Source organism: Pseudomonas sp. WS 5059, assembly GCF_012985525.1.
Classification (GTDB): domain Bacteria; phylum Pseudomonadota; class Gammaproteobacteria; order Pseudomonadales; family Pseudomonadaceae; genus Aquipseudomonas.
In genome coordinates this window covers 338,044-359,293 of sequence record NZ_JAAQWO010000002.1, presented here as the reverse complement: position 1 = coordinate 359,293, position 21,250 = coordinate 338,044, and the positions used below count along the sequence as shown (strand labels likewise).

Here is a 21,250-nt window from a genome sequence, read left to right as displayed (position 1 = left end):
CATGAAACCATCGCTAGTCCTGAGAATGGGCCAGCAGCTGACGATGACACCGCAGCTGCAACAGGCCATCCGCCTGCTCCAATTGTCGACCCTGGACCTGCAACAGGAAATCCAGGAGGCCCTGGAGTCCAACCCGATGCTCGAACGCCAGGAAGAAGGCGACGACTTCGATAATGCCGACCCGCTGGCCGACAACATAGAGCAAAAACCCAACACCGACGTCCAGGAACCGTCCTACCAGGAAACCGCACCCACGGTGGATAACCTGGAAGAAGGCGAATGGAACGAACGCATCCCCAATGAACTGCCGGTGGATACGGCCTGGGAAGATGTCTACCAGACCAGCGCCAGCAGCCTGCCCAGCAACGACGATGACGAGTGGGACTTCACCACCCGCACCTCCGTCGGCGAAAGCCTGCAGAGCCACTTGCTGTGGCAACTGAACCTTGCCCCGATGTCCGACACCGATCGCCTGATCGCCGTGACCCTGATCGACTGCATCAACAATCAGGGCTACCTGGACGAAACCCTTGAAGAAATCCTCGAGGCCTTCGACCCGGAGCTGGATATCGAGCTGGACGAAATCGAAGCCGTCCTGCACCGCATCCAGCAGTTCGAGCCTGCCGGCATTGGCGCGCGCAACCTCAGCGAGTGCCTGTTGCTGCAATTGCGCCAACTGCCCGCCAAGACACCGTGGCTGACCGAGGCCCAACGCCTGGTCACCGATTACATCGACCTGTTGGGCAGCCGCGACTACAGCCAGCTGATGCGCCGGATGAAGCTCAAGGAAGATGACCTGCGCCAGATCATCGAACTGGTACAGAGCCTCAACCCGCGCCCAGGCTCGCAGATCGAGTCCAGCGAAGCCGAATATGTCGTACCTGACGTAATTGTGCGCAAGGACAACGAGCGCTGGCTGGTGGAACTGAACCAGGAATCGGTGCCACGCCTGCGGGTCAACCCGCAGTACGCAGGCTTCGTGCGCCGGGCCGATACCAGTGCCGACAACACGTTCATGCGCAACCAGTTGCAGGAAGCGCGCTGGTTCATCAAGAGCCTGCAAAGCCGCAACGAGACCCTGATGAAAGTGGCCACCCAGATCGTCGAGCATCAGCGCGGCTTCCTGGAGTACGGCGACGAAGCGATGAAGCCTTTGGTGCTGCATGACATTGCCGAGGCTGTCGGCATGCATGAATCGACTATCTCCCGGGTCACTACGCAGAAATTCATGCATACCCCACGGGGTATATATGAGCTGAAATACTTTTTCTCCAGCCACGTCAGCACCTCCGAGGGCGGCGAATGCTCGTCCACGGCGATCCGCGCGATCATCAAAAAACTGGTTGCGGCGGAAAATCAGAAAAAGCCGTTGAGTGACAGCAAGATCGCTGGTTTACTGGAAGCACAAGGCATTCAGGTCGCCCGTCGCACCGTCGCCAAGTACCGCGAGTCCCTTGGGATCGCGCCTTCCAGCGAGCGTAAGCGGTTGATGTGACGGGCAGGCCACAGCGTTCCAGTGGCGGGTATCCCTACCCGCCGCTTTATGCACTGGCAACGAAGGAGAAGCTGTATGCAAGTCAACATCAGTGGACACCAACTGGAAGTGACCGAACCGCTGCGCGCCTACATCAGCGAAAAACTCAAACGAATTGAGGGGCATTTCGACAAGATCACCAATGTGCAAGTCATCATGTCTGTCGAAAAGCTGAAGCAGAAAATCGAAGCCACCTTGCGTATACCCGGCGGGGAAGTAGTCGCCAATGCAGAGCATTCAGACATGTATGCCGCCATTGACGACCTGACCGACAAGCTGGATCGCCAAATCAAAAAGCATAAGGAAAAGCAGCAGAGCCTTCTTCAAGGCACAGGCCGCTAACACTCCCCACCCATGATTCGACTTGAAACCATCCTGACCCCCGGCCGTTCCCTCGTGAACGCGCCGGGCGGCAGTAAAAAGAAAGCCCTCGAACAGATTGCCAACCTGATCAGCCGCGAAGTGCCTGAACTGGTGATGCAAGACGTGTATGAGGCCCTGATCGCCCGTGAAAAACTTGGCTCGACCGGTTTTGGCAACGGCATCGCTATTCCTCATTGCCGCCTCAAAGGCTGTGAAACACCGGTAAGCGCCCTGCTGCACCTGGACTCCCCCACTGATTTCGACGCCATCGATGGCGCTCCGGTTGACCTGCTGTTCGTCCTGCTGGTCCCGGAAGCGGCCACCGATGCACACCTGGAGCTGCTCCGGCAGATCGCCAGCATGCTCGACCGTGAAGAAGTACGTAAGAAACTGCGTAGCGCCAGCACCAATGAAGCGCTGTATCAGGTTGTCCTGGATGAGCAAAGCGGGCAGTAATCATGCGTTTGATCATCGTCAGCGGGCGTTCCGGCTCAGGTAAAAGTACGGCCCTCAATGTGCTAGAGGACAACGGCTTCTATTGCATCGACAACTTGCCGGCTGGCCTCCTGCCCGAGCTGGCTGAGCGCGCGCTGATCCATACCGAACTGGCGCAACCGTTGGTGGCCGTTTCGATCGACGCACGCAACCTACCCAGCCACCTCACGCGATTCCCGGAATTGCTTGAAGAGGTACGTGCCAAGCATATTCATTGCGACGTGCTGTACTTGGACGCCGACGAAGAAACGCTGCTCAAGCGCTTCTCGGAGACCCGTCGCCGCCACCCGCTGAGCAGCCCACACCGCTCGCTGGCCGAAGCCATCGAAGACGAGACCAAGCTGTTGGGGCCGATCATCGATTTGGCCGACCTCAAGATCAATACCACTAGCCTGAACCTTTACCAGCTGCGTGACGCCATCAAGCTGCGCCTGCTGAACCAACCGGAACCGGGCACGGCCTTCCTGGTTGAATCCTTTGGTTTCAAGCGGGGCATGCCGGTAGACGCCGACCTGGTATTTGACGTGCGTTGCCTGCCCAACCCTTATTGGAAGCCGGAACTGCGCGATCAGTCTGGGCTGGACCTACCGGTTGCCGAGTACCTGGCGGCGCAACCGGATGTGGAAGAGATGTTCCAGGACATCTCCAGCTACCTGCTCAAGTGGCTACCGCGCTTTGCCGCCAGCAACCGGGCCTACGTCACCATCGCTATCGGCTGTACCGGCGGGCATCACCGCTCCGTCTACCTAACCGAGCGGCTTGGCCAGGTCTTGCAGAAAACCCTCAAGAATGTCCAGGTTCGCCACCGCGACCTCAGCTGAAAGGAACACCTTCGCGATGCCCGCTCTGGAAATTGAAATCATCAACAAACTGGGCCTGCATGCCCGCGCGTCGGCTAAATTTGTCGGGGTAGCGGGCCAGTTTCCTTGCCAGGTGCGTGCCGGGCGTACACCGGAGTCCATGGTCGATGGTAAAAGCATCATGGCCATGATGATGCTCGCCGCAGGCAAGGGCACCAAGATTCATCTGAAGACCGAAGGTGAGCAGGAGCAGGAAGCGCTGGATGCGCTGGTGAAGTTGATCAACAATTACTTCGATGAAGGCGAATAGCCCCTGTACGGGCTTGCGTGGGAGCTGGCTTGCCTGCGATAGCATCACCTCGGTCTAGACGAAAAGCCGAGGTGCCTGCATCGCAGGCAAGCCAGCTCCTACATTGGGTTTGCGCTAGGCATCAGCCCAGCGCTGTATCCATTGCCATCATCAAGCAAAACCCAATGCACAACCCCAGGCTGGCGAGCTTGTCATGGCCATTGCGGCGCGACTCGGGGATCACTTCATGAGTCACCACCAATAGCATCGCCCCCGCCGCCAGCGCCAGCCCCAAAGGCAGCAGCATCTCGGCCAGGCTGACCAACCAGGCACACAGCACGGCAAACACCGGCTCCACCAGCCCAGATGCCGCGCCGATCAAGAAGGCCTTGACCCGCGACATCCCCGCCCCAGCCAACACCAACGCGATCACCAATCCTTCCGGTACATCCTGCAAGGCGATGCCCATGGCCAGGCTGTCGGCATCGGGCATGCCGCCCCCCGCCGAGACGCCCACCGCCATGCCTTCGGGGATGTTGTGGGCAATAATGGCAAATACAAACAGCCAGATGCGCGGCGGAATTACCGGTTTGTCAGGGGTGCCAACCAGCAGCTCCGGACTGGCACCGGAGACCTTGCGGTCCACCAGGAACAGGCCGAAGGCGCCCAGCATGATGCCGAAGCTGATCAGGCCGCTGGACGCCCAGGGGCTGAGCCCCAGGTTTTCAGCGGCGGCGATCCCCGGCACGACCAGCGAAAACGCGGTCGCCGCCAACATCACGCCAGCGCCAAACCCCAGCAGTGTGTCGCTGACCGCCAACGGCATCCGCCGGATCACCAGTACCGGCACCGCGCCCAATGCAGTGCCCAGGGCACAGATTGCGCCACCTTGCAGGGCACGCAGGATCCGCGGCTCGAGGTTCAGCCAGGCCAGCCCGTGGGCCACCAGCAATGCAGTTCCCGCCAATAGCAGCAGCGAGCCAAACGCATAACGGAACATTCGCACGCTGCTGATCGCCAGTGTTTCAGTGCCCATAGTCGGCCTTAGGTCTTGTTATGAGAGGGCATTAAGCCAGTGCAGCCTGGTAGCGCTCAGCGACTTCCGGCCAGTTGATAACACTGTAGAAAGCGTTGATGTATTCAGGACGGCGGTTCTGATACAGCAGGTAGTAGGCGTGCTCCCAAACGTCCAGACCGAGGATCGGCGTATTGCCGTTCATCAACGGGCTGTCCTGGTTACCACTGCTCTCGACCACCAGGGTCTTTTGCGGGGTCACGCTCAGCCAGGCCCAACCACTGCCGAAGCGGGTCAGCGCAGCTTTGGTGAAGGCCTCCTTGAAGGCATCAAAGCCACCCAACTGCGCATCAATCGCCTGGCCCAGGGCGCCTTCGGGCTTGCCGCCGCCTTTGGGCGACATGACCGCCCAGAACAACGAGTGGTTGGCATGCCCGCCCCCCTGGTTGATCACCGCTGCGCGCAGTTTTTCCGGCAGTTGCTGGACGCTGGAGACCAGTTTCTCGATGGGCCAGCCGGCGAACTCGGTGCCTTCGACGGCGGCATTGAGGTTGTTGATGTAGGTCTGGTGGTGCTTGGTGTAGTGGATTTCCATGGTTTGCGCATCGATATGCGGTTCCAGGGCGTCGTAGGCGTAAGGCAAGGCAGGCAAGGTGTAGGACATATCAATGTGCTCCATAGAAAGGGCTGTTGCGGGTCGGCGCATCCGTCTGCGCCGTATTGCTGCCCAGCAAGCGATGGGTACGGGGGTACTCGCCGTGATCGCTGATGAAATTCAACAGTTCGACGTAGGTCTTGCTGCTCTGGCGCAAGGCTGCCTCGCGCAATGCTTGAGGCAGCCGGGTGTCCTGCATGGTCTGCAGCAAGCGCTGGTGAATGGCGCAGAGGTATTCGGCGCTTTCTTCAGGCTGGTTCAGGCGCAGATGCAGGTCCGCCAGGTTGTGATGGGAAATGACGCAAGCCGCCACCGCCTCGTCGGCATCACCCCAGCGCTCGAACAACACTTGGGCCAGGGCCAGGGCTTGCAGGTAATGCTCGCGGGCATCAACCAGTTCGCCTTGCATAAAGCAGCGATTGGCCCGTTCGATCGTGCGTTTCCAGTGCTCCATGGTGAGCCTCCAAAGCAGGGTCGGTAATTACACGCCACCCGCCGTGAGCTTTTCCGGATCCAGGAGGACTTCCAGTTGGCTGCGGGGCAGGTCGGTGTGCTCGAGCGCCACATCAATCACCGGCCGGCCTTGTTGATAGGCTTTCTTGGCGATTTCAGCGGCCTTTTGGTACCCAATGATCGGGTTGAGTGCGGTGACCAGGATCGGGTTGCGCGACAGCGCTTCCTTGAGCTTGGGTTCGTTGACCTTGAAGCTGGCGATGGCCTTGTCTGCCAGCAGACGACTGGAGTTGGCCAACAGCTCCAGGCTGCTGAGCAGGTTCTGGGCGATGATCGGCAGCATCACGTTGAGTTCGAAGTTGCCGGACTGACCGGCGATGGTGATTACGCTGTCATTGCCGATCACCTGTGCCGCAACCATTGCGGTGGCCTCTGGAATCACCGGATTGACCTTGCCCGGCATGATCGACGAGCCTGGTTGCAGGCCTTCGAGCTCGATTTCACCGAGGCCGGCGAGTGGGCCGGAGTTCATCCAGCGCAGGTCGTTGGCGATTTTCATCAGCGACACGGCAATGGCTTTCAGTTGGCCGGAGACGGCGACGGCGGTGTCCTGGGAGCCAATCAGAGCAAACAGGTTCGTACCCGGCGTGAACTGCACCTGGGTCAGGCTGCTCAACTGCTGGCTGAAACGCGCAGCAAACTCAGGATGCGCATTGATCCCGGTACCTACCGCAGTACCGCCCTGGGCCAGGGCCTGCAGGCTTGGCAACAAGCCCTGCAAGTGAGCGATATTGGCCTTGAGTTGCTGCGCCCACCCTTCGAGCACCTGACTCATGCGTACAGGCATGGCGTCCATCAGGTGAGTGCGCCCGGTCTTGATGAACGGATGAACCTCTACCGCCTTTCGCTCGATCACCTCAACCAGGTGCAGCAATGCCGGCAACGTCTGTTCATGCAGCACCAGCGCGGCGCTGACGTGAATCGTGGTCGGGATGATGTCGTTGCTGCTTTGCCCACAATTGACGTGGTCATTGGGGTTGACCGGTTCGCCCAACAGGCGGCTGGCCAGGGTCGCAAGCACTTCGTTGGCATTCATGTTGGAGCTGGTGCCGGAGCCGGTCTGGAAGATATCCACAGGGAAGTGCTGCATGAAGTCACCTTCCAGCAAACCCTGGGCGGCGTCGACGATGGCTTTGCCCTGGCTTGCACTGATCTGCTTGAGATCGACGTTGGCCTTGGCAGCCGCGGCCTTGGCCAGGATCAGGGCACGGATGAACTGGGTCGGCATGCGCTGGTGGCTGATCGGAAAGTTATCCACCGCACGCTGGGTTTGTGCGCCATACAACGCGTCGGCCGGCACTCGCAGTTCGCCCATGCTGTCGCGTTCGATACGGGTATTACTCATCGGAAGATCCTTGCACCAAGTCGGAGTGAGAAATCGAAGGTTGCAGTTCGCAAGTCGCCAATTGCCAGGCAAAGGTCTGCCAGCGCTTGAGGCGACAGGCGCAGTGAGAGAGGTTTTCCAGGTCGCGCAGCGGGCGCCAGGCCTGGTCCAGGCACGTGGAGCGCCAATGCCAGGGCAAGGCGATATCGGTGGCGGTATCGATCAGCAGGCGGAACGAGGTCTCGGCGATGGTCCACGGGTGCGTAGCCGTGCAGCAGGCCAGGTAGCGCCCCTCGTTCAGATAATGCTCGATCAGGCGCGGCTCGTCAGGGTTGAGCCCACAGCGAATCTGGCGACTCATCCAGCGCCAGCTTTCCAGGTAGGGATCCTCGTGCAGGACAGAACTCATGATCCACGCTCACTCGATAATGATATTTATTATTAAATGATATTGAGAATCAAAACAAGCTCTTGAACCTATACCTTTGTCGGCCTTGGGATATTCCAGGCAAAAAAAAGCGCCACCCTTGGGGTGGCGCTGTTGTGTAACCGGTTGGTACTTAGCTGCCGGCGACGGTCATGCGTTCGATCAGCACCGAGCCAGTGCGGATATTGCTGCGCAGTTCCAGATCGTTACCCACGGCGACGATCTGTTTGAACATATCGCGCATGTTGCCGGCGATGGTCACTTCCTGGACGGCGAACTGAATTTCGCCATTCTCCACCCAGAACCCTGCCGCACCTCGGGAATAATCCCCTGTCACCATGTTCAAGCCATGGCCCATCAATTCGGTCACCAACAAGCCACGGCCCATGCGCCGCAGCAGCGCCGCCTGGTCTTCGTCGCCATGGGTCACGAACAGGTTGTGCACGCCACCGGAGTTGGCGGTGCTGGGCAAACCGAGCTTACGCCCGGCGTAGGTGCCGAGCACGTAGGACACCAGCTCACCGTTCTCGACAAACGGCTTGGCGTAGGTTGCCAGGCCATCGCCATCAAAGGCCGAGCTGCCCATGGCGCACATCAGGTGCGGGCGCTCATCCAGGGTCAGCCACTCGGGAAACAACTTCTGCCCCAGCGCGCCCTCAAGGAACGACGACTTGCGGTACAGGTTGCCCCCGGAAATCGCCCCCAGGAAACTGCCGAACAGGCCACCCGCCAACTCCGCCGAAAACAGCACCGGCACTTCGCACGTCGGCACCGGGCGTGCGCCCAGTCGGCTCGCGGCCCGTTGCGCGGCGCGCTGGCCAATGCTCACCGGGTCCGCCAACAGCTCACCCTGGCGACTTACGTCATACCAGTAGTCACGCTGCATCTGGCCATCGGCCTCGGCAATCATCACGCAGCTCAAGCTATGGCGTGTCGACGCGTAGCCGCCGATAAACCCGTGGCTGTTGCCATACACACGGCAACCTTGATGGGTACTCAGGGTAGTGCCATCGGCATTCTTGATCCGGCTGTCGGTGTCGAACGCCGCGGCTTCGCAGGCCAGGGCCTTTTCGATGGCCTGCTCGGGGGTGATATCCCAGGCATGATACAGATCGAAATCTTTCAGGTCCCGCGCCATCAGGGCCGCATCCGCCAAGCCCGAGGCCTCGTCTTCGGAAGTGTGCTTGGCAATCGCCAGGGCGGCGGCGACGGTTTCGCGAATGGCTTCCGGGCCACTGGCCGAGGTGCTGGCCGAGGTGCTGGCCGAGCCTTTGCGCTGCCCCACATACAAGGTGATGCCAAAACCCTGGTCGCGGTTGAACTCAACGGTTTCCACCTCCCGCTGGCGTACCGAAGTCGATAGGCCCTGCTCCAGGGATACCGCCACTTCACAGGCACTGGCACCCTGGCGCTTGGCCTCCGCGATGATCTGTTCAACTTGTTCCTGCAGTGCCGGTAACGCTTGTGGACCGACGCTTTGGGCTGCACTCATGGTGTTCTCCACTCAAATTCTGCTTTCGGTTAAGGCCATCGAGCGACCGGGCCGGACAAGCGGCCCCCGACTGGTTATCATGGCGGCGTTTCTTTGCGGACTGCCACCATGGTTGATTCTTACGACGACTCCCTCGATGGGGAGAAAAGCAAAACCCAGGTCAAACGCGAGCTGCATGCTCTGGTTGATCTCGGCGAGCGCCTTACAACACTCAAGCCGGACTTGATTGCCAAACTGCCTCTGACCGACGAAATGCGCCGGGCCCTGGCAGATGCACCCAAGCACACCGCGAATATCGCGCGTAAACGGCACATCATGTTTATCGGCAAGCTGATGCGCGACCAGGACACTGACGCCATTCTGACTTTGCTCGACCAACTCGATGCTTCCACACGCCAGTACAACGAACGTTTCCATAACCTCGAGCGTTGGCGCGACCGCCTGATCGGCGGTGACGACGCTGTACTGGAGAAGTTCGTCCTGGACTATCCGGATGCCGACCGCCAGCAACTGCGCTCCCTGATCCGTCAGGCCCAGCACGAACTGGCACAGAACAAGGCGCCGGCCACCAGCCGTAAAATCTTCAAGTACATCCGTGAGCTGGACGAGACTCAACGCGGCCTGCGCTGATCCTCTTCCCCGGGTGGCGGTCTTCGCCACCCGAAGCTCCACGCCTTACGACCCCGTGCCACCCACGGTGATCGCATCAATTTTCAGGGTTGGCTGGCCGACACCGACCGGCACCGACTGCCCATCCTTGCCACACATCCCCACACCGCTGTCCAGCGCCAGGTCGTTACCGACCATCGACACCTTGCTCATGGCTTCCGGGCCGTTGCCAATCAGGGTTGCCCCCTTGACCGGCGCGGTAATCTTGCCGTCCTCGATCAAATAGGCTTCGCTGGTGGAGAACACGAACTTGCCGCTGGTGATGTCCACCTGACCGCCACCAAGGTTGGCGCAATAGATCCCGCGCTTCACCGAGGCAATGATCTCTGCCGGATCGCTTTCGCCTGCGAGCATGTAGGTATTGGTCATGCGGGGCATCGGCAAATGCGCGTAGGACTCGCGACGACCGTTGCCGGTGCGCGCCACACCCATCAGGCGCGCGTTGAGCTTGTCTTGCATGTAGCCCTTGAGCACACCGTTTTCGATCAGCGTGGTGCACTCGGTCGGCGTCCCTTCGTCGTCGACGCTCAGGGAACCACGGCGGCCAGCCAACGTGCCGTCATCGACGATGGTGCAGAGTTTGGAGGCGACCATTTCGCCCATGCGCCCGCTGTAGGCGGAACTGCCCTTGCGGTTGAAGTCGCCTTCCAGGCCATGCCCTACCGCTTCGTGGAGCAATACACCCGACCAGCCCGAGCCCAGCACCACCGGCAACGTACCGGCCGGTGCGGGGATGGCTTCCAGATTGACCAGCGCCTGGCGCAACGCCTCGCGGGCATAGCCCATGGCGCGGTCTTCGGCGAGGAAATAGCGATAATCCGTACGCCCACCGCCGCCATGGCCGCCGCGCTCGCGACGCCCGTTCTGCTCGACGATCACACTGACATTGAAACGCACCAGCGGCCGCACATCCGCCGCCAGGCTACCATCGGTGGATGCCACCAGGATCCGCTCCCAGACCCCGGCCATGCTCACGCTCACCTGCTGGATGCGCGGGTCAAGGGCACGGGTTGCAGCATCCACGCGTTTGAGCAGCTCGACCTTTTCGGCTCGGGTCATGACTTCCAACGGGTTATCCGGGCCGTACAACTGGGTCACGTCCTGGGTGCTGAACGCTTGCACGGTGCCATTCTGCCCAGCGCGGGAAATCGAGCGCGCCGCGCGGGCGGCCAGGCCCAGGGCTTCCAGGGTGATGGCATTGCTGTAGGCGAAGCCGGTCTTTTCACCGGATTGCGCACGCACGCCAACCCCTTGGTCCATGTTGAAGCTGCCATCCTTGACGATCCCGTCTTCCAGGGACCATGACTCGGAGATCTGGCCCTGGAAATACAGGTCTGCGGCATCGATGCCCGGCCCGGCCAGGTCGCCCAGTACGGTTTGCAGATTTTCGATGGTCACGCCACCGGGCGCCAGGAGGTGTTCACTGACTGAGGACAACAACTCGCTCATAGGTTCGGCCTTAAATTCATCGTTCTGAAGCAGGTCGCTGCGCGCCCTGCGAGAAAAAGCGCCGGTGGCCTGCCACCGGCATGCGCGCCCGTATCGACGCTTGTTCGCTGCTATCGCGTTCGGCCAACAACACCGCTTCGCCTTGATTCTGTTGTGCCAGCACTCGCCCCCATGGGTCGACAATCGCCCCATGGCCATAGGTTTCCCGCGGCCCCGGATGTACTCCGCCCTGGGCGGCCGCCAGCAGGTAACACTGGGTTTCGATTGCCCGCGCACGGATCAGCACATCCCAGTGCGCCGCGCCGGTTACCGCCGTAAAGGCCGAAGGCGCGGTAATCAATTCGGCGCCCGCCGCGCGCAATTCGCTGTACAGCTCCGGGAAGCGCAAGTCGTAACAGACCGTGAGCCCCAGACGCCCTACCGGCGTATCGGCCACCACCACTTGGTTGCCGTAAGCATAGTCGTCGGATTCACGATAACGACCGCGCGTGTCAGCCACATCCACGTCAAACAGGTGCAGCTTGTCGTAACGGGCCGCGATCTGCCCCTGCGCGTCGATCAACAGCGAGCAGGCGTTGGACTTGGCGTCGGGCTGCCCGAGGGGAGGCAATGGCAAGGTACCGGCCACTATCCATAAGTTGAGGTCGCGGGCGGCCAGTTTCAACCAGGGCAGGATCGGCCCCTCGCCCACCGCTTCGGCGCGGCCGATAGCCGCCACGTCGCGGCGACCTATGGCGGCGAAGTTTTCCGGCAGGACCGCCAGTTGCGCGCCCCCTGCCGCCGCCCGCTCCAGCAAGCTCCGGGCCTGGGCTAGGTTGGCCAGGACGTCGCTCTGGCTGACCATCTGGATTACCGCAAAGCACATGGGCCGACACTCCAAAAAAAGCATGGGGCCATGCTACTCCACAGGCGCTTACTGTGGTTTTTCAAATGGCTTGTCAAAGGTGATTTTGGGATCTTTCCAGGGCCCTTCCACCTTGTACTGGACGCTGGCGAAACGCGACACCCGATCACCGATCAGCTTGTCGATCAGGAACAACGCGCCACCAATGGCCGGCGCGCCCACAATCAACGCGGCAATCGGCAGGTTGTTGGTCACCGGCAAAGTCACCAGCAACTTGGCATCCACACGATCGGCAACCAGGTCCAGGGTGCCGTTAAGCTCCAGGTTGCTCGACGGCCCGGTGAGGATGATCGGCTCGCGGGTCACAAACACACCATTGCTGGCGGCCAGCAGGCCCTTGACCCGGTCGTAGCTCAGGCCCTTGCCAAGCAAATCCGAGAAGTCCAGGCGCAAACGCCGGCCAATCGAGTTGAAGTTCAGCAGGCCAAATACCCGCAACGCCTGGGCACCGCCCTCGACCTCGACGAACTGGCCCTTGCGGAACGAAGCATCCAGGCTGCCGGAAAAACGCTTGGGCCCAACCCACGCGGGCGAACCCGGCCAGCGCCCGTCAACATCCAGATGGAAGTCCTGGCTGGTGACCGTGGGCGCAAAACCCCAGCCCTTGAGCACATCGGCGATGTTCTTGCCGTCCAGGCGCCCCTTGTACCAACTGCTGCTGGCGCCCGGCGCACCCTCCCAGCCACCGGCCCCCTTGAGCTGCATGCCCTTGAGGCCCAGGTCGAGGTTGTTGAACGCCATGCCCTTGGCTGTCGGGCGCACCTTCAACGACCAGGCGCCGATCAAGTCAGGCCCCTGGAACAACTGGGCAATGGCGATATCCAGCGCGGGAATGTCCTTGGGATCGATGCTCGCCAGGGGATCAGGCGCGTTTTCATCGGCCTGCACCGTAGGATCGACCGCCGGCAACTTCACGTACTGCAGGTTGATGGCAATGGGTGCGCCCTTGGCATCCGGCAAGCCCACAGTACCCTTGACCTGCTGGCTGTCGAGCTGCAAGCCCCAGGCGGCAGGCTTGCGGTCCAGTTTCAGGGCGACCTGGTCGAGTTGGGTACCAAACCCTGTCAGCTTGCCGATCTTGAAGTCGGCACTGCTCAACAGTTGCTTGGCATTGCCGCCTGGGTCATTGCCGGCGTAACGGTCGACCAACTTCTTCCAGGGATCGATATCCAGCTCCGACAATACCCCGCGAATCCGCAGGCCCTTGCCACCGGGCAGCAAGGCATCGCCATCCCCGAGGAACAGCTCGCCACGGCCCTGGGTAAAATTGTTCGCCGGAGCGGCAAAGGTAAAGTTTGCCAACTCGCCGTAATCAAACCAGTAGCGCCGCTCCGCGCCCTGCAACGTCATGCGCAACACACTGTCACGGCCCTGGCTGGCGGGCATGCCAAATGGCGCAGGCAAATCCACCGCCACGCCCTTGAGGTTGGAGCTGACCCGCAACTGGCTGTCGGCACCGTCCAGGTCCAGTTGCAGTTGATAAGGGATATCTCCGGATACGGGCAGCGGCTGGCTGACTTTCAGCCAGTCGGTGAGCCGCTTGACCGTCACCTGGCCCTTGGCCGTGACCCGCGTGCTGAGATTGCCCGGTCTGCCACCGGCCGCAATCTGCGCCGTGATCGGCCGGTCGAAGGCTTGGGCGCTGATGTTCTGCCCACTCAGGCCCTTGGCACTGTCGAAGCGGAACTCACCCTTGAGCTGGTTCAGGTCCAGAGTCGGCTCGGCCAGTTGCAGGCGCGCCTTGTCGGTCTTGAAGTCCACCACGATCTTCGGCTCGGTGCCCTTGGCCAGGGGAATATCCAGGTCCAGGGAACCTTGCAGGTCGCCCTCGCCCTTCCAGCCGGCAAACGTCGATGCCGTACCGATGGGCGCGTCCTGGAGGATCTTCAGGCCGTCCCCCAGCCCACCGGCAAACCCGCCCGTCAGCAGCAGATGGCTGTCATGGCCGGGCAACGCATGGGGAATGTTGACGTAGATCCCCTTGACCTTGGTATCGAGCAATTGCCCCTTGCTGGCCAGGATGCGCACGCCGGTCTCTTCGACAAACACTTCACCGGCCACCTTCCTCACATGAGGCCAGCCCGGCTGGAACGCCAACTCGGCATCATGCACCTTGAAGAACAGGCTGATATTGCGCGCCGCCGTCACCGCATCGTGGTTCAGCGACCCTTGATACTGGAAGAAGCCTTCATCGACCGCGCCCTTGAGAATTGCCGTACGCAGCCATTCATCCAGGGCCGGGCTCAGGACCGCCGGCAAGTATTTGGGGGTAAAGCGCCCATCGCCATCGACCATGCCGACCCGCAGGTCCATGTAGTCTTCCTGGCTATGATCGAAATGCAGGCGAATCAGGAAATCCGCTGCGATCTTGCCCTCTTCCCCCAGCACCTTGATATACGGCGCGATCAGCGTGAAACCTTGCTTATCCAGCTTCCACGTCAGGCGCGCGTTGGCCTGGAGGTACTGCCAGGGCTTGGCGAAAATCGGGTCCAGGTGCAGGACGAAATCCTTGCTGTCCATGCGCAGTTCGCCCTGGCCCAGGTCACCGCTGATGCTGCCGGAGACGTTGCGGGCTGCCGGCGCGCCGAAATAGGCGTCAAAGCCCACGCGCTCGAGGTTGGCAGCAAAGCTCACGCGCTGATCGCCCGCGTCCTGGGGACGATAGTCCACCAGCACATTGCGCAGCACGCCCGTGGCCTTCAACGCTTCGACAGTCTTGGCAAAACCTTCCGGCAATGGCGCGAGGGCGTTGAGCAGAGGGGTAATCGGTGTCAGGTCCAGGCGGTCGGCCTGCAGCCTCCAGGTTTCCTGCGCCTTATCAGTGGCCAGGGTTTGCTGCAATTGCAGGTGCGACTCCCAACGGGTGTCGCCCAGGTTCATGGCCAACGAATCGAAGATCACCTTCAGGCCGCTGTCGCTGCGCTGCAGGTAAGCCGTCAGGCCCAGGTTCTGGATGCTCGTGGGCTTGCGCTGGGCATAACGGACCTTCACCTGCGGCGCATTGAGCCGGGCGGCGGCGCTTTGCAGCGTGCCATTGGCCCAGGTCAGCCAGAATTCACCGCCGGCTTTCAACTCGCTGAGTTTCCAGTCCCGAGTCAACTTCGCCGGAATCCACTGCGCCCAATTGCTCCGGGGCAGGCTCAGGTAGGCCTGCACTTCACCGTCGCGCCACTGGCTGGCACGGATCCGCGTGCGCAGGCTGAGGGCCAGCGGTTGCCCATCGGGCAAGGTCAGGCGCGCATCCAGGCGCTGGCGGGTGCTGCCGGTTTGCAGGCTCAGCCCCACATAGGTCAAGGTCAGAGGCGCTTGCTCGAACGGCTGCAAGGTGACCTGGCTGTCCAGCAGCGAGACCTTGGCCACCGCCTGCATGCGCTTGAACAGTTGCTCCGGGTCCAGGGGCTGGTCGCCCTGCACCGGCAGGCCTTGCAACGCCCAGCGGCCGTCCTGGTCTTCCTTGACGCTGAGTTGCAAGCCGCTGACTTCCAGATGGGCAATGCGCACATCCCACGCCAGCAGGCTGGCCCACAGGTCGGGCACCACTTGCACCTGGTCCAGGCGCAAGGCACTGCTGCCTTCACCGACCATCACGTCATGGGCCAGCAAAACCGGGGAAAAACCGCTCCAGCGCCCTTCCAGGCTGCCAATGCTCAGGGGCATGTCGACCGCCGCCTGCGCCTTGGCTTCGACTTCGGCACGGTACTCCGCCACCAATGGCGTCAATTCACGGCCCAGGCTGACGTAGACCGCAGCCAGTACCAACAGCAATGCACACAGGCCAAGGCCCCAACGGGTCAGTGCGGCAAAAAAGCGTTGCAGACGCTCCATGTCAGGCGACCCTCAAGGTAATAGTCGGACGGCAGATCAAGGTCTGGCGGTCTCGTTGAAAAAGACTGATGCGGATCAGAGCAGCACCACGTCGTATTGTTCCTGGGAATACATGGTTTCGACCTGGAAACGGATGGTGCGGCCAATAAAGCCCTCCAATTCCGCGACGTTGCCCGACTCTTCGTCCAGCAACCGGTCCACCACCTTCTGGTTGGCCAGGACTCTATAACCCTCGGCCTGGTAAGCGCGTGCCTCCCGCAGGATTTCCCGGAAAATCTCGTAGCAAACCGTTTCCGGGGTCTTCAACTTGCCGCGCCCCTGGCAACTGCTGCACGGCTCGCACAGCACCTGCTCAAGGCTTTCGCGGGTGCGTTTGCGGGTCATCTGCACCAGGCCCAACTCGGTGATCCCGATAATGTTGGTCTTGGCGTGATCGCGCTCCAGTTGCTTTTCAAGGGTGCGCAATACCTGGCGCTGATGCTCTTCATCTTCCATGTCGATGAAGTCGATGATGATGATCCCGCCCAGGTTGCGCAGGCGCAGTTGGCGGGCAATGGCGGTGGCGGCCTCGAGGTTGGTCTTGAAGATGGTTTCTTCAAGGTTGCGATGGCCGACGAAAGCACCGGTGTTCACATCAATGGTGCTCATGGCTTCTGCCGGGTCGACCACCAGGTAGCCACCAGACTTGAGTGGCACCTTGCGCTCCAGGGCCTTCTGGATTTCGTCCTCGACGCCATATAGGTCGAAAATCGGCCGTTCACCGGGGTAGTGCTCCAGGCGGTCGGCGATTTCCGGCATCAGTTCGGCAACAAATTGCGTGGTGCGCTGGAAGGTTTCCCGCGAATCGATGCGAATTTTCTCGATCTTGGGGCTGACCAGGTCGCGCAAGGTCCGCAGGGCCAGGCCCAGGTCTTCATAGATGACGCTCGGCGCGCCGACGGTCTTGATCTGGGCACCGATCTGGTCCCACAGCCGCCGCAGGTAGCGGATGTCCATGAGGATTTCATCGGCACCGGCACCTTCGGCGGCGGTACGCAGGATAAAGCCGCCGGCCTCCTTGATGCCTTCGGCCGCCACGCAATCGCTGACGACCTTTTTCAGGCGCTCACGCTCACCTTCGTCTTCGATTTTCAGGGAAATACCGACATGGGCAGTGCGCGGCATGTACACCAGGTAACGCGAAGGAATCGACAACTGTGTGGTCAGGCGCGCGCCCTTGGAGCCGATCGGGTCCTTGGTGACTTGCACCACCAGGCTCTGCCCTTCATGCACCAGGGCGCTGATGCTTTCGACCGCCGGGCCTTCGCGCAGGGAAATTTCCGAGGCATGGATAAACGCCGCGCGGTCCAGGCCGATATCGACAAAGGCCGCCTGCATGCCCGGCAACACCCTTACAACCTTGCCTTTATAGATATTGCCGACAATCCCGCGCTTCTGGGTGCGCTCGACGTGCACTTCTTGCAAAACACCGTTTTCTACCACCGCCACGCGCGATTCCATCGGCGTGATATTGATCAGAATCTCTTCACTCATGGCTGGGTCTCGTTCAGGCGTTTTCACAATAGTGGCCGATCGCTTAAATATGGCGCTGGAGTTAGGCGTTCAGCGCACGGAAAGGTGTTGCCAACAGGGTATGCCGAAATGGCCCAGCAGTTCTGCTGTTTCGCAGACCGGCAAGCCAACGACCGCGGAGTAACTGCCATTTAGCCCGGCGACAAATACCGCCGCCAAGCCTTGGATAGCATAGCCGCCCGCCTTGTCCTGAGGCTCCCCGCTGTGCCAGTAAGTCGTTGCCTCGTGTGTGCAAACCTGGCGAAAGCGCACGCGGCTGCTGACCAGGCGCGTTTCGCAGCGCAGGTCACTGAGCACGGCAATGGCGGTGAGGACTTCGTGTTCACGATCAGAAAGGGCCAGCAACATGGCCAGGGCATCGGCCTGGTCCAGGGGCTTGCCCAGGATCCGGCCATCCAGGATGACGGCGGTATCGGCGCCCAGCACGCAGGCATTGGCGGTATCGGCCAGTGTCGCCAGGCCTGCGGCGGCTTTGCCACGGGCCAGGCGTTCGACGTAGGACGCCGGCGACTCGTCGCCCAGGGGTGTTTCATCGATAGCCGCGCTGACCACAGTGAACGGCACGCCGATCTGGGTCAGCAATTCACGCCGCCGAGGAGAGCCGGAGGCCAGATAAAGTGCATGCATTGCAGACTCTCCCTGTGGGTTCGATAACCAGGCAGAGCCTCGCGACCCACTCAATTGATTTTATAGCGGCGACGCAACCCACGCAGGCCGAAGCTGACCCATGGCCACAACAGCGCACTGACCAGGGCCGGCAAGACCAGCGCCAGGGTCGGTTGGCGGTTGCCGGTCAGGGCACTAAGCCACAGCTGCACCAATTGGGCCAGGCCGAAGATCACCAGGATCACCAGGCACTGCTGCCACATCGGGAACATCCGCAGGCGTTGCTGCAACGACAGCACCAGGAAGGTAATCAGCGTAAGAATCAAGGCGTTCTGGCCGAGCAACGTGCCATACATCACATCTTCAGCCAGCCCCAGGCACATGGCCGTGACCATGCCGACCTTGTGCGGCAGGGCCAGCGCCCAGAAGGCCAGGAGCAACGCCAGCCACAGCGGGCGCAGGATTTCCATGAATTGCGGCATCGGCGAAACGCTGAGCAGCATGCCGATGGCAAAGGTCAACCAGACCATCCAGCCATTGCGCGAATGAGTGCCGGCCATTATTGCGCCCCTTGTCGAGTGGTTGCCGGTGCAGGTGCCGCCGCTGGCGCAGTCGCCGCTGGTTTGACCGGCCGAGCCGGTTGGGCCACCGGTTTGGCAGGTGTCGCCACAGCAGGCGCGGCAGGTGCAACCGGTGTCGCCACGGGTGCCGCCGGTTTGGGTACGGTTGCCGGAATAACCGGCGTCGTGGTGCCGTCTTGCTTGTCCTGCGCTTCCTGGGCCTGGGCGGCTTCGTTGGCGCGCTCTTCCGGCGTACGCGTGTCGCTGAACACCAGCAACAGGTAGCGGCTACGGTTCAGCGCGGCCGTCGGCACGGCGCGGACAATCGCAAACGGCTGGCCGGAATCGTGGATCACTTCCTTGACCGTCGCCACCGGATAGCCTGCCGGGAAGCGCTGGCCAAGGCCGGAGCTGACCAGCAGGTCGCCTTCCTTGATGTCGGCGGTGTCCGCCACATGCCGCAACTCCAGGCGTTCCGGGTTACCGGTGCCGCTGGCAATCGCCCGCAGGCCATTGCGGTTGACCTGCACCGGAATGCTGTGGGTGGTGTCGGTCAGCAGCAGCACGCGGGAGGTATAGGGCATCAACTCCACCACCTGGCCCATCAGGCCACGGGCATCGAGCACCGGCTGGCCAAGGACCACACCATCGCGCTCGCCCTTGTTGATGATGATGCGATGGGTGAAGGGGTTGGGGTCCATGCCGATCAACTCGGCCACTTCGACCTTTTCATTGACCAGCGCGGAAGAGTTGAGCAACTCGCGCAGCCGAACGTTCTGCTCGGTCAGGGCCGCCAGCTTTTGCATGCGCCCCTGCAACAGCAGGTTTTCGGTCTTGAGTTTTTCGTTTTCGGCCACAAGCTCGGTACGGCTGCCAAACTGGCTGGCCACGCCTTGCCATAGCCGTTGCGGCAGGTCGGTGATCCAGTAGGACTGCATCAATACCAGCGACATTTGGCTACGCACTGGCTTGAGCAGTGTGAAGCGGGCATCGACCACCATCAGCGCGACCGATAGCACGACCAGCACCAACAAGCGCACGCCCAATGAGGGGCCTTTAGTGAAGAGCGGTTTAATAGGCCGCTCCTCCCGGGCAGATATTCTCTTTATTCATACGGCATCAAACCGGCCTGGATGCAGATTGAAGAAGATAAACGCCAACAGGCAGCACTGCAAAGTGCTGCCTGTTGGCGAAACATGGTGCAACCAACGATCTTATTCGCTGGAGAGCAGGTCCATGGTGTGTTTATCCATCATTTCCAGTGCACGACCACCGCCACGGGCAACGCAGGTCAGCGGGTCTTCGGCGACGATCACCGGCAGACCGGTTTCCTGGGCCAGCAGCTTGTCGAGGTCGCGCAGCAAGGCGCCACCACCGGTCAGCACCAGGCCACGCTCGGCGATATCGGAAGCCAGCTCCGGCGGCGATTGCTCCAGCGCGCTTTTTACTGCCTGAACGATGGTGGCCAGGGACTCTTGCAGAGCTTCCAGCACTTCATTGGAGTTCAGGGTAAAGGCACGTGGTACGCCTTCGGCCAGGTTGCGACCGCGAACATCGACTTCGCGCACTTCGCCGCCCGGGTAAGCGGTACCGATTTCCTGCTTGATGCGCTCGGCGGTGGATTCGCCGATCAGGCTGCCGTAGTTACGACGCACATAAGTGATGATCGCTTCGTCGAAGCGGTCGCCGCCAACCCGCACGGATTCGGCATACACCACGCCATTGAGGGAAATCAGGGCGATTTCTGTGGTACCGCCACCGATATCCACCACCATCGAACCGCGCGCCTCTTCAACCGGCAGGCCGGCACCGATGGCAGCAGCCATTGGCTCTTCGATCAGGAACACTTCGCGGGCACCGGCACCAAGGGCCGATTCACGGATGGCCCGACGCTCCACCTGGGTGGATTTGCACGGTACGCAGATCAGCACACGAGGGCTGGGCTGCAGGAAACTGTTTTCGTGAACCTTGTTGATGAAGTACTGCAGCATCTTCTCGCAGACGCTGAAGTCGGCGATCACGCCGTCTTTCATCGGACGAATGGCGGCAATGTTGCCAGGTGTGCGGCCGAGCATGCGCTTGGCCTCGGTGCCCACGGCAACGACACTTTTCTGATTACCATGGGTCCGAATGGCCACAACCGATGGCTCATTCAGGACGATACCGCGCTCGCGCACGTAAATAAGGGTGTTGGCAGTGCCCAGGTCGATGGAAAGATCGCTGGAAAACATGCCACGCAGTTTCTTGAACATGGGAAAGGGACCCTAGGCAACGCGTGGGTAAAAAAGTGCGGCAAACTCTAACAACGACAGGGATTTTGGGCAAGGCGCCAATGTGCTAAATTGGCCGACTTTCTGCGCACCTAACCCCACAATCGCGGCCTTATGACCGTAGAAATGCGGTAGTGTTCCGACAATCTAACACACGGATAGCTTCCGTTCTGTTTTCCACTGGAGAATCCCATGGCGCTTGAACGCTCCGACGTGGAAAAAATCGCTCATTTGGCCTGCCTGGGCCTCAATGAAGCCGATCTTCCACAGACCACCGCAGCCCTGAACAGCATTCTCGGGCTGGTCGACCAGATGCAGGCGGTGAATACCGACGGCATCGAACCCCTGGCCCACCCACTGGAAGCCAGCCAGCGCCTGCGCGCAGACGTCGTGACCGAACGCAATAATCGCGAGGCCTACCAGTCCATCGCACCAGCGGTCGAAAACGGCCTGTACCTGGTTCCGAAAGTCATCGACTAAAGGGAAAG

At 61.1% G+C, this 21,250-nt stretch carries 21 protein-coding genes; 7 read left to right on the top strand and 14 right to left on the bottom strand.

All coding sequences use genetic code 11. The annotated features are described in order from the left end of the window. The first annotated feature begins 1 nt into the window (after position 1). From HBO12_RS06425 to HBO12_RS06405, 5 genes are all read left to right on the top strand, one after another. Complete coding sequence (locus HBO12_RS06425; RefSeq protein ID WP_169950879.1) at positions 2–1,495, top strand: RNA polymerase factor sigma-54; 1,494 nt, start codon at positions 2–4, stop codon at positions 1,493–1,495. 75 nt (positions 1,496–1,570) lie between these two features. Further along, positions 1,571–1,876: a ribosome hibernation-promoting factor, HPF/YfiA family gene (gene hpf / locus HBO12_RS06420; protein WP_032860085.1), complete on the top strand. Its 306-nt coding sequence runs from the start codon at positions 1,571–1,573 to the stop codon at positions 1,874–1,876. Positions 1,877–1,888: 12 nt separating this feature from the next. Further along, on the top strand, positions 1,889–2,353 hold the full coding sequence (gene ptsN / locus HBO12_RS06415) for a PTS IIA-like nitrogen regulatory protein PtsN (protein WP_170041743.1): 465 nt from the start codon (positions 1,889–1,891) through the stop codon (positions 2,351–2,353). Positions 2,354–2,355: 2 nt separating this feature from the next. Beyond that, positions 2,356–3,213: an RNase adapter RapZ gene (rapZ, locus tag HBO12_RS06410; protein WP_169950881.1), complete on the top strand. Its 858-nt coding sequence runs from the start codon at positions 2,356–2,358 to the stop codon at positions 3,211–3,213. Between the two features lie 16 nt (positions 3,214–3,229). Then, positions 3,230–3,502 carry an HPr family phosphocarrier protein gene (locus HBO12_RS06405; protein WP_170041742.1) on the top strand — a complete coding sequence of 91 codons (273 nt, stop codon included), beginning with the start codon at positions 3,230–3,232 and terminating at the stop codon, positions 3,500–3,502. A 121-nt stretch (positions 3,503–3,623) separates the two neighbouring features. On the opposite strand, the gene HBO12_RS06400 is transcribed toward HBO12_RS06405, so the two are convergent. The 6 genes from HBO12_RS06400 to pmbA all read right to left on the bottom strand — a co-directional run bounded on the left by HBO12_RS06400 (position 3,624) and on the right by pmbA (position 8,907). Beyond that, positions 3,624–4,517, bottom strand: coding sequence for a ZIP family metal transporter (locus HBO12_RS06400; protein ID WP_169950885.1), 894 nt, complete (start codon positions 4,515–4,517; stop codon positions 3,624–3,626). Between the two features lie 31 nt (positions 4,518–4,548). Next, on the bottom strand, positions 4,549–5,160 hold the full coding sequence (locus HBO12_RS06395) for a superoxide dismutase (protein WP_169950887.1): 612 nt from the start codon (positions 5,158–5,160) through the stop codon (positions 4,549–4,551). Between the two features lies 1 nt (position 5,161). Further along, positions 5,162–5,605, bottom strand: a complete 444-nt coding sequence (locus HBO12_RS06390; RefSeq protein WP_169950889.1) for a hypothetical protein — start codon at positions 5,603–5,605, stop codon at positions 5,162–5,164. 27 nt (positions 5,606–5,632) lie between these two features. After that, the gene (locus tag HBO12_RS06385; RefSeq protein ID WP_169950891.1) at positions 5,633–7,009 is read right to left on the bottom strand and encodes a class II fumarate hydratase; all 1,377 of its coding nucleotides are present in this window, start codon (positions 7,007–7,009) and stop codon (positions 5,633–5,635) included. Continuing rightward, positions 7,002–7,397: a FagA protein gene (locus tag HBO12_RS06380; RefSeq protein ID WP_169950894.1), complete on the bottom strand. Its 396-nt coding sequence runs from the start codon at positions 7,395–7,397 to the stop codon at positions 7,002–7,004. Before HBO12_RS06380 ends, HBO12_RS06385 begins: the two co-directional genes overlap by 8 nt. Positions 7,398–7,548: 151 nt before the next feature. Further along, entirely contained in the window at positions 7,549–8,907 is a 1,359-nt protein-coding gene (gene pmbA, locus HBO12_RS06375; protein WP_170041741.1) for a metalloprotease PmbA, read from the bottom strand. A gap of 108 nt (positions 8,908–9,015) precedes the next feature. On the opposite strand from pmbA, the gene yjgA reads away from it, so the two are divergent. Then, complete coding sequence (gene yjgA, locus HBO12_RS06370; RefSeq protein WP_029291815.1) at positions 9,016–9,537, top strand: ribosome biogenesis factor YjgA; 522 nt, start codon at positions 9,016–9,018, stop codon at positions 9,535–9,537. Between the two features lie 45 nt (positions 9,538–9,582). Here the strand turns inward: yjgA and tldD are convergent, their stop codons facing one another. The 8 genes from tldD to mreB all read right to left on the bottom strand — a co-directional run bounded on the left by tldD (position 9,583) and on the right by mreB (position 20,744). After that, positions 9,583–11,025, bottom strand: coding sequence for a metalloprotease TldD (tldD, locus tag HBO12_RS06365; protein ID WP_169950898.1), 1,443 nt, complete (start codon positions 11,023–11,025; stop codon positions 9,583–9,585). Positions 11,026–11,041: 16 nt separating this feature from the next. Beyond that, positions 11,042–11,890 carry a carbon-nitrogen hydrolase family protein gene (locus HBO12_RS06360; protein ID WP_170041740.1) on the bottom strand — a complete coding sequence of 283 codons (849 nt, stop codon included), beginning with the start codon at positions 11,888–11,890 and terminating at the stop codon, positions 11,042–11,044. Positions 11,891–11,938: 48 nt separating this feature from the next. Continuing rightward, on the bottom strand, positions 11,939–15,754 hold the full coding sequence (locus HBO12_RS06355) for a YhdP family protein (protein WP_170041739.1): 3,816 nt from the start codon (positions 15,752–15,754) through the stop codon (positions 11,939–11,941). Between the two features lie 75 nt (positions 15,755–15,829). Beyond that, positions 15,830–17,287: a ribonuclease G gene (gene rng / locus HBO12_RS06350; RefSeq protein WP_169950904.1), complete on the bottom strand. Its 1,458-nt coding sequence runs from the start codon at positions 17,285–17,287 to the stop codon at positions 15,830–15,832. Positions 17,288–17,356: 69 nt separating this feature from the next. After that, positions 17,357–17,953, bottom strand: coding sequence for a Maf family protein (locus HBO12_RS06345; RefSeq protein ID WP_169950906.1), 597 nt, complete (start codon positions 17,951–17,953; stop codon positions 17,357–17,359). Positions 17,954–18,003: 50 nt separating this feature from the next. Then, positions 18,004–18,492, bottom strand: coding sequence for a rod shape-determining protein MreD (gene mreD, locus HBO12_RS06340; protein ID WP_169950909.1), 489 nt, complete (start codon positions 18,490–18,492; stop codon positions 18,004–18,006). After that, positions 18,492–19,568, bottom strand: coding sequence for a rod shape-determining protein MreC (gene mreC / locus HBO12_RS06335; protein WP_170041951.1), 1,077 nt, complete (start codon positions 19,566–19,568; stop codon positions 18,492–18,494). The genes mreD and mreC overlap by 1 nt, the downstream gene beginning before the upstream one ends. A gap of 138 nt (positions 19,569–19,706) precedes the next feature. After that, the gene (gene mreB, locus HBO12_RS06330; protein ID WP_002555108.1) at positions 19,707–20,744 is read right to left on the bottom strand and encodes a rod shape-determining protein MreB; all 1,038 of its coding nucleotides are present in this window, start codon (positions 20,742–20,744) and stop codon (positions 19,707–19,709) included. Positions 20,745–20,954: 210 nt separating this feature from the next. Between mreB and gatC the strand changes: the two genes are divergently transcribed. Beyond that, positions 20,955–21,242 carry an Asp-tRNA(Asn)/Glu-tRNA(Gln) amidotransferase subunit GatC gene (gene gatC, locus HBO12_RS06325; RefSeq protein WP_003216077.1) on the top strand — a complete coding sequence of 96 codons (288 nt, stop codon included), beginning with the start codon at positions 20,955–20,957 and terminating at the stop codon, positions 21,240–21,242. The last annotated feature ends 8 nt before the right edge of the window (positions 21,243–21,250 follow it).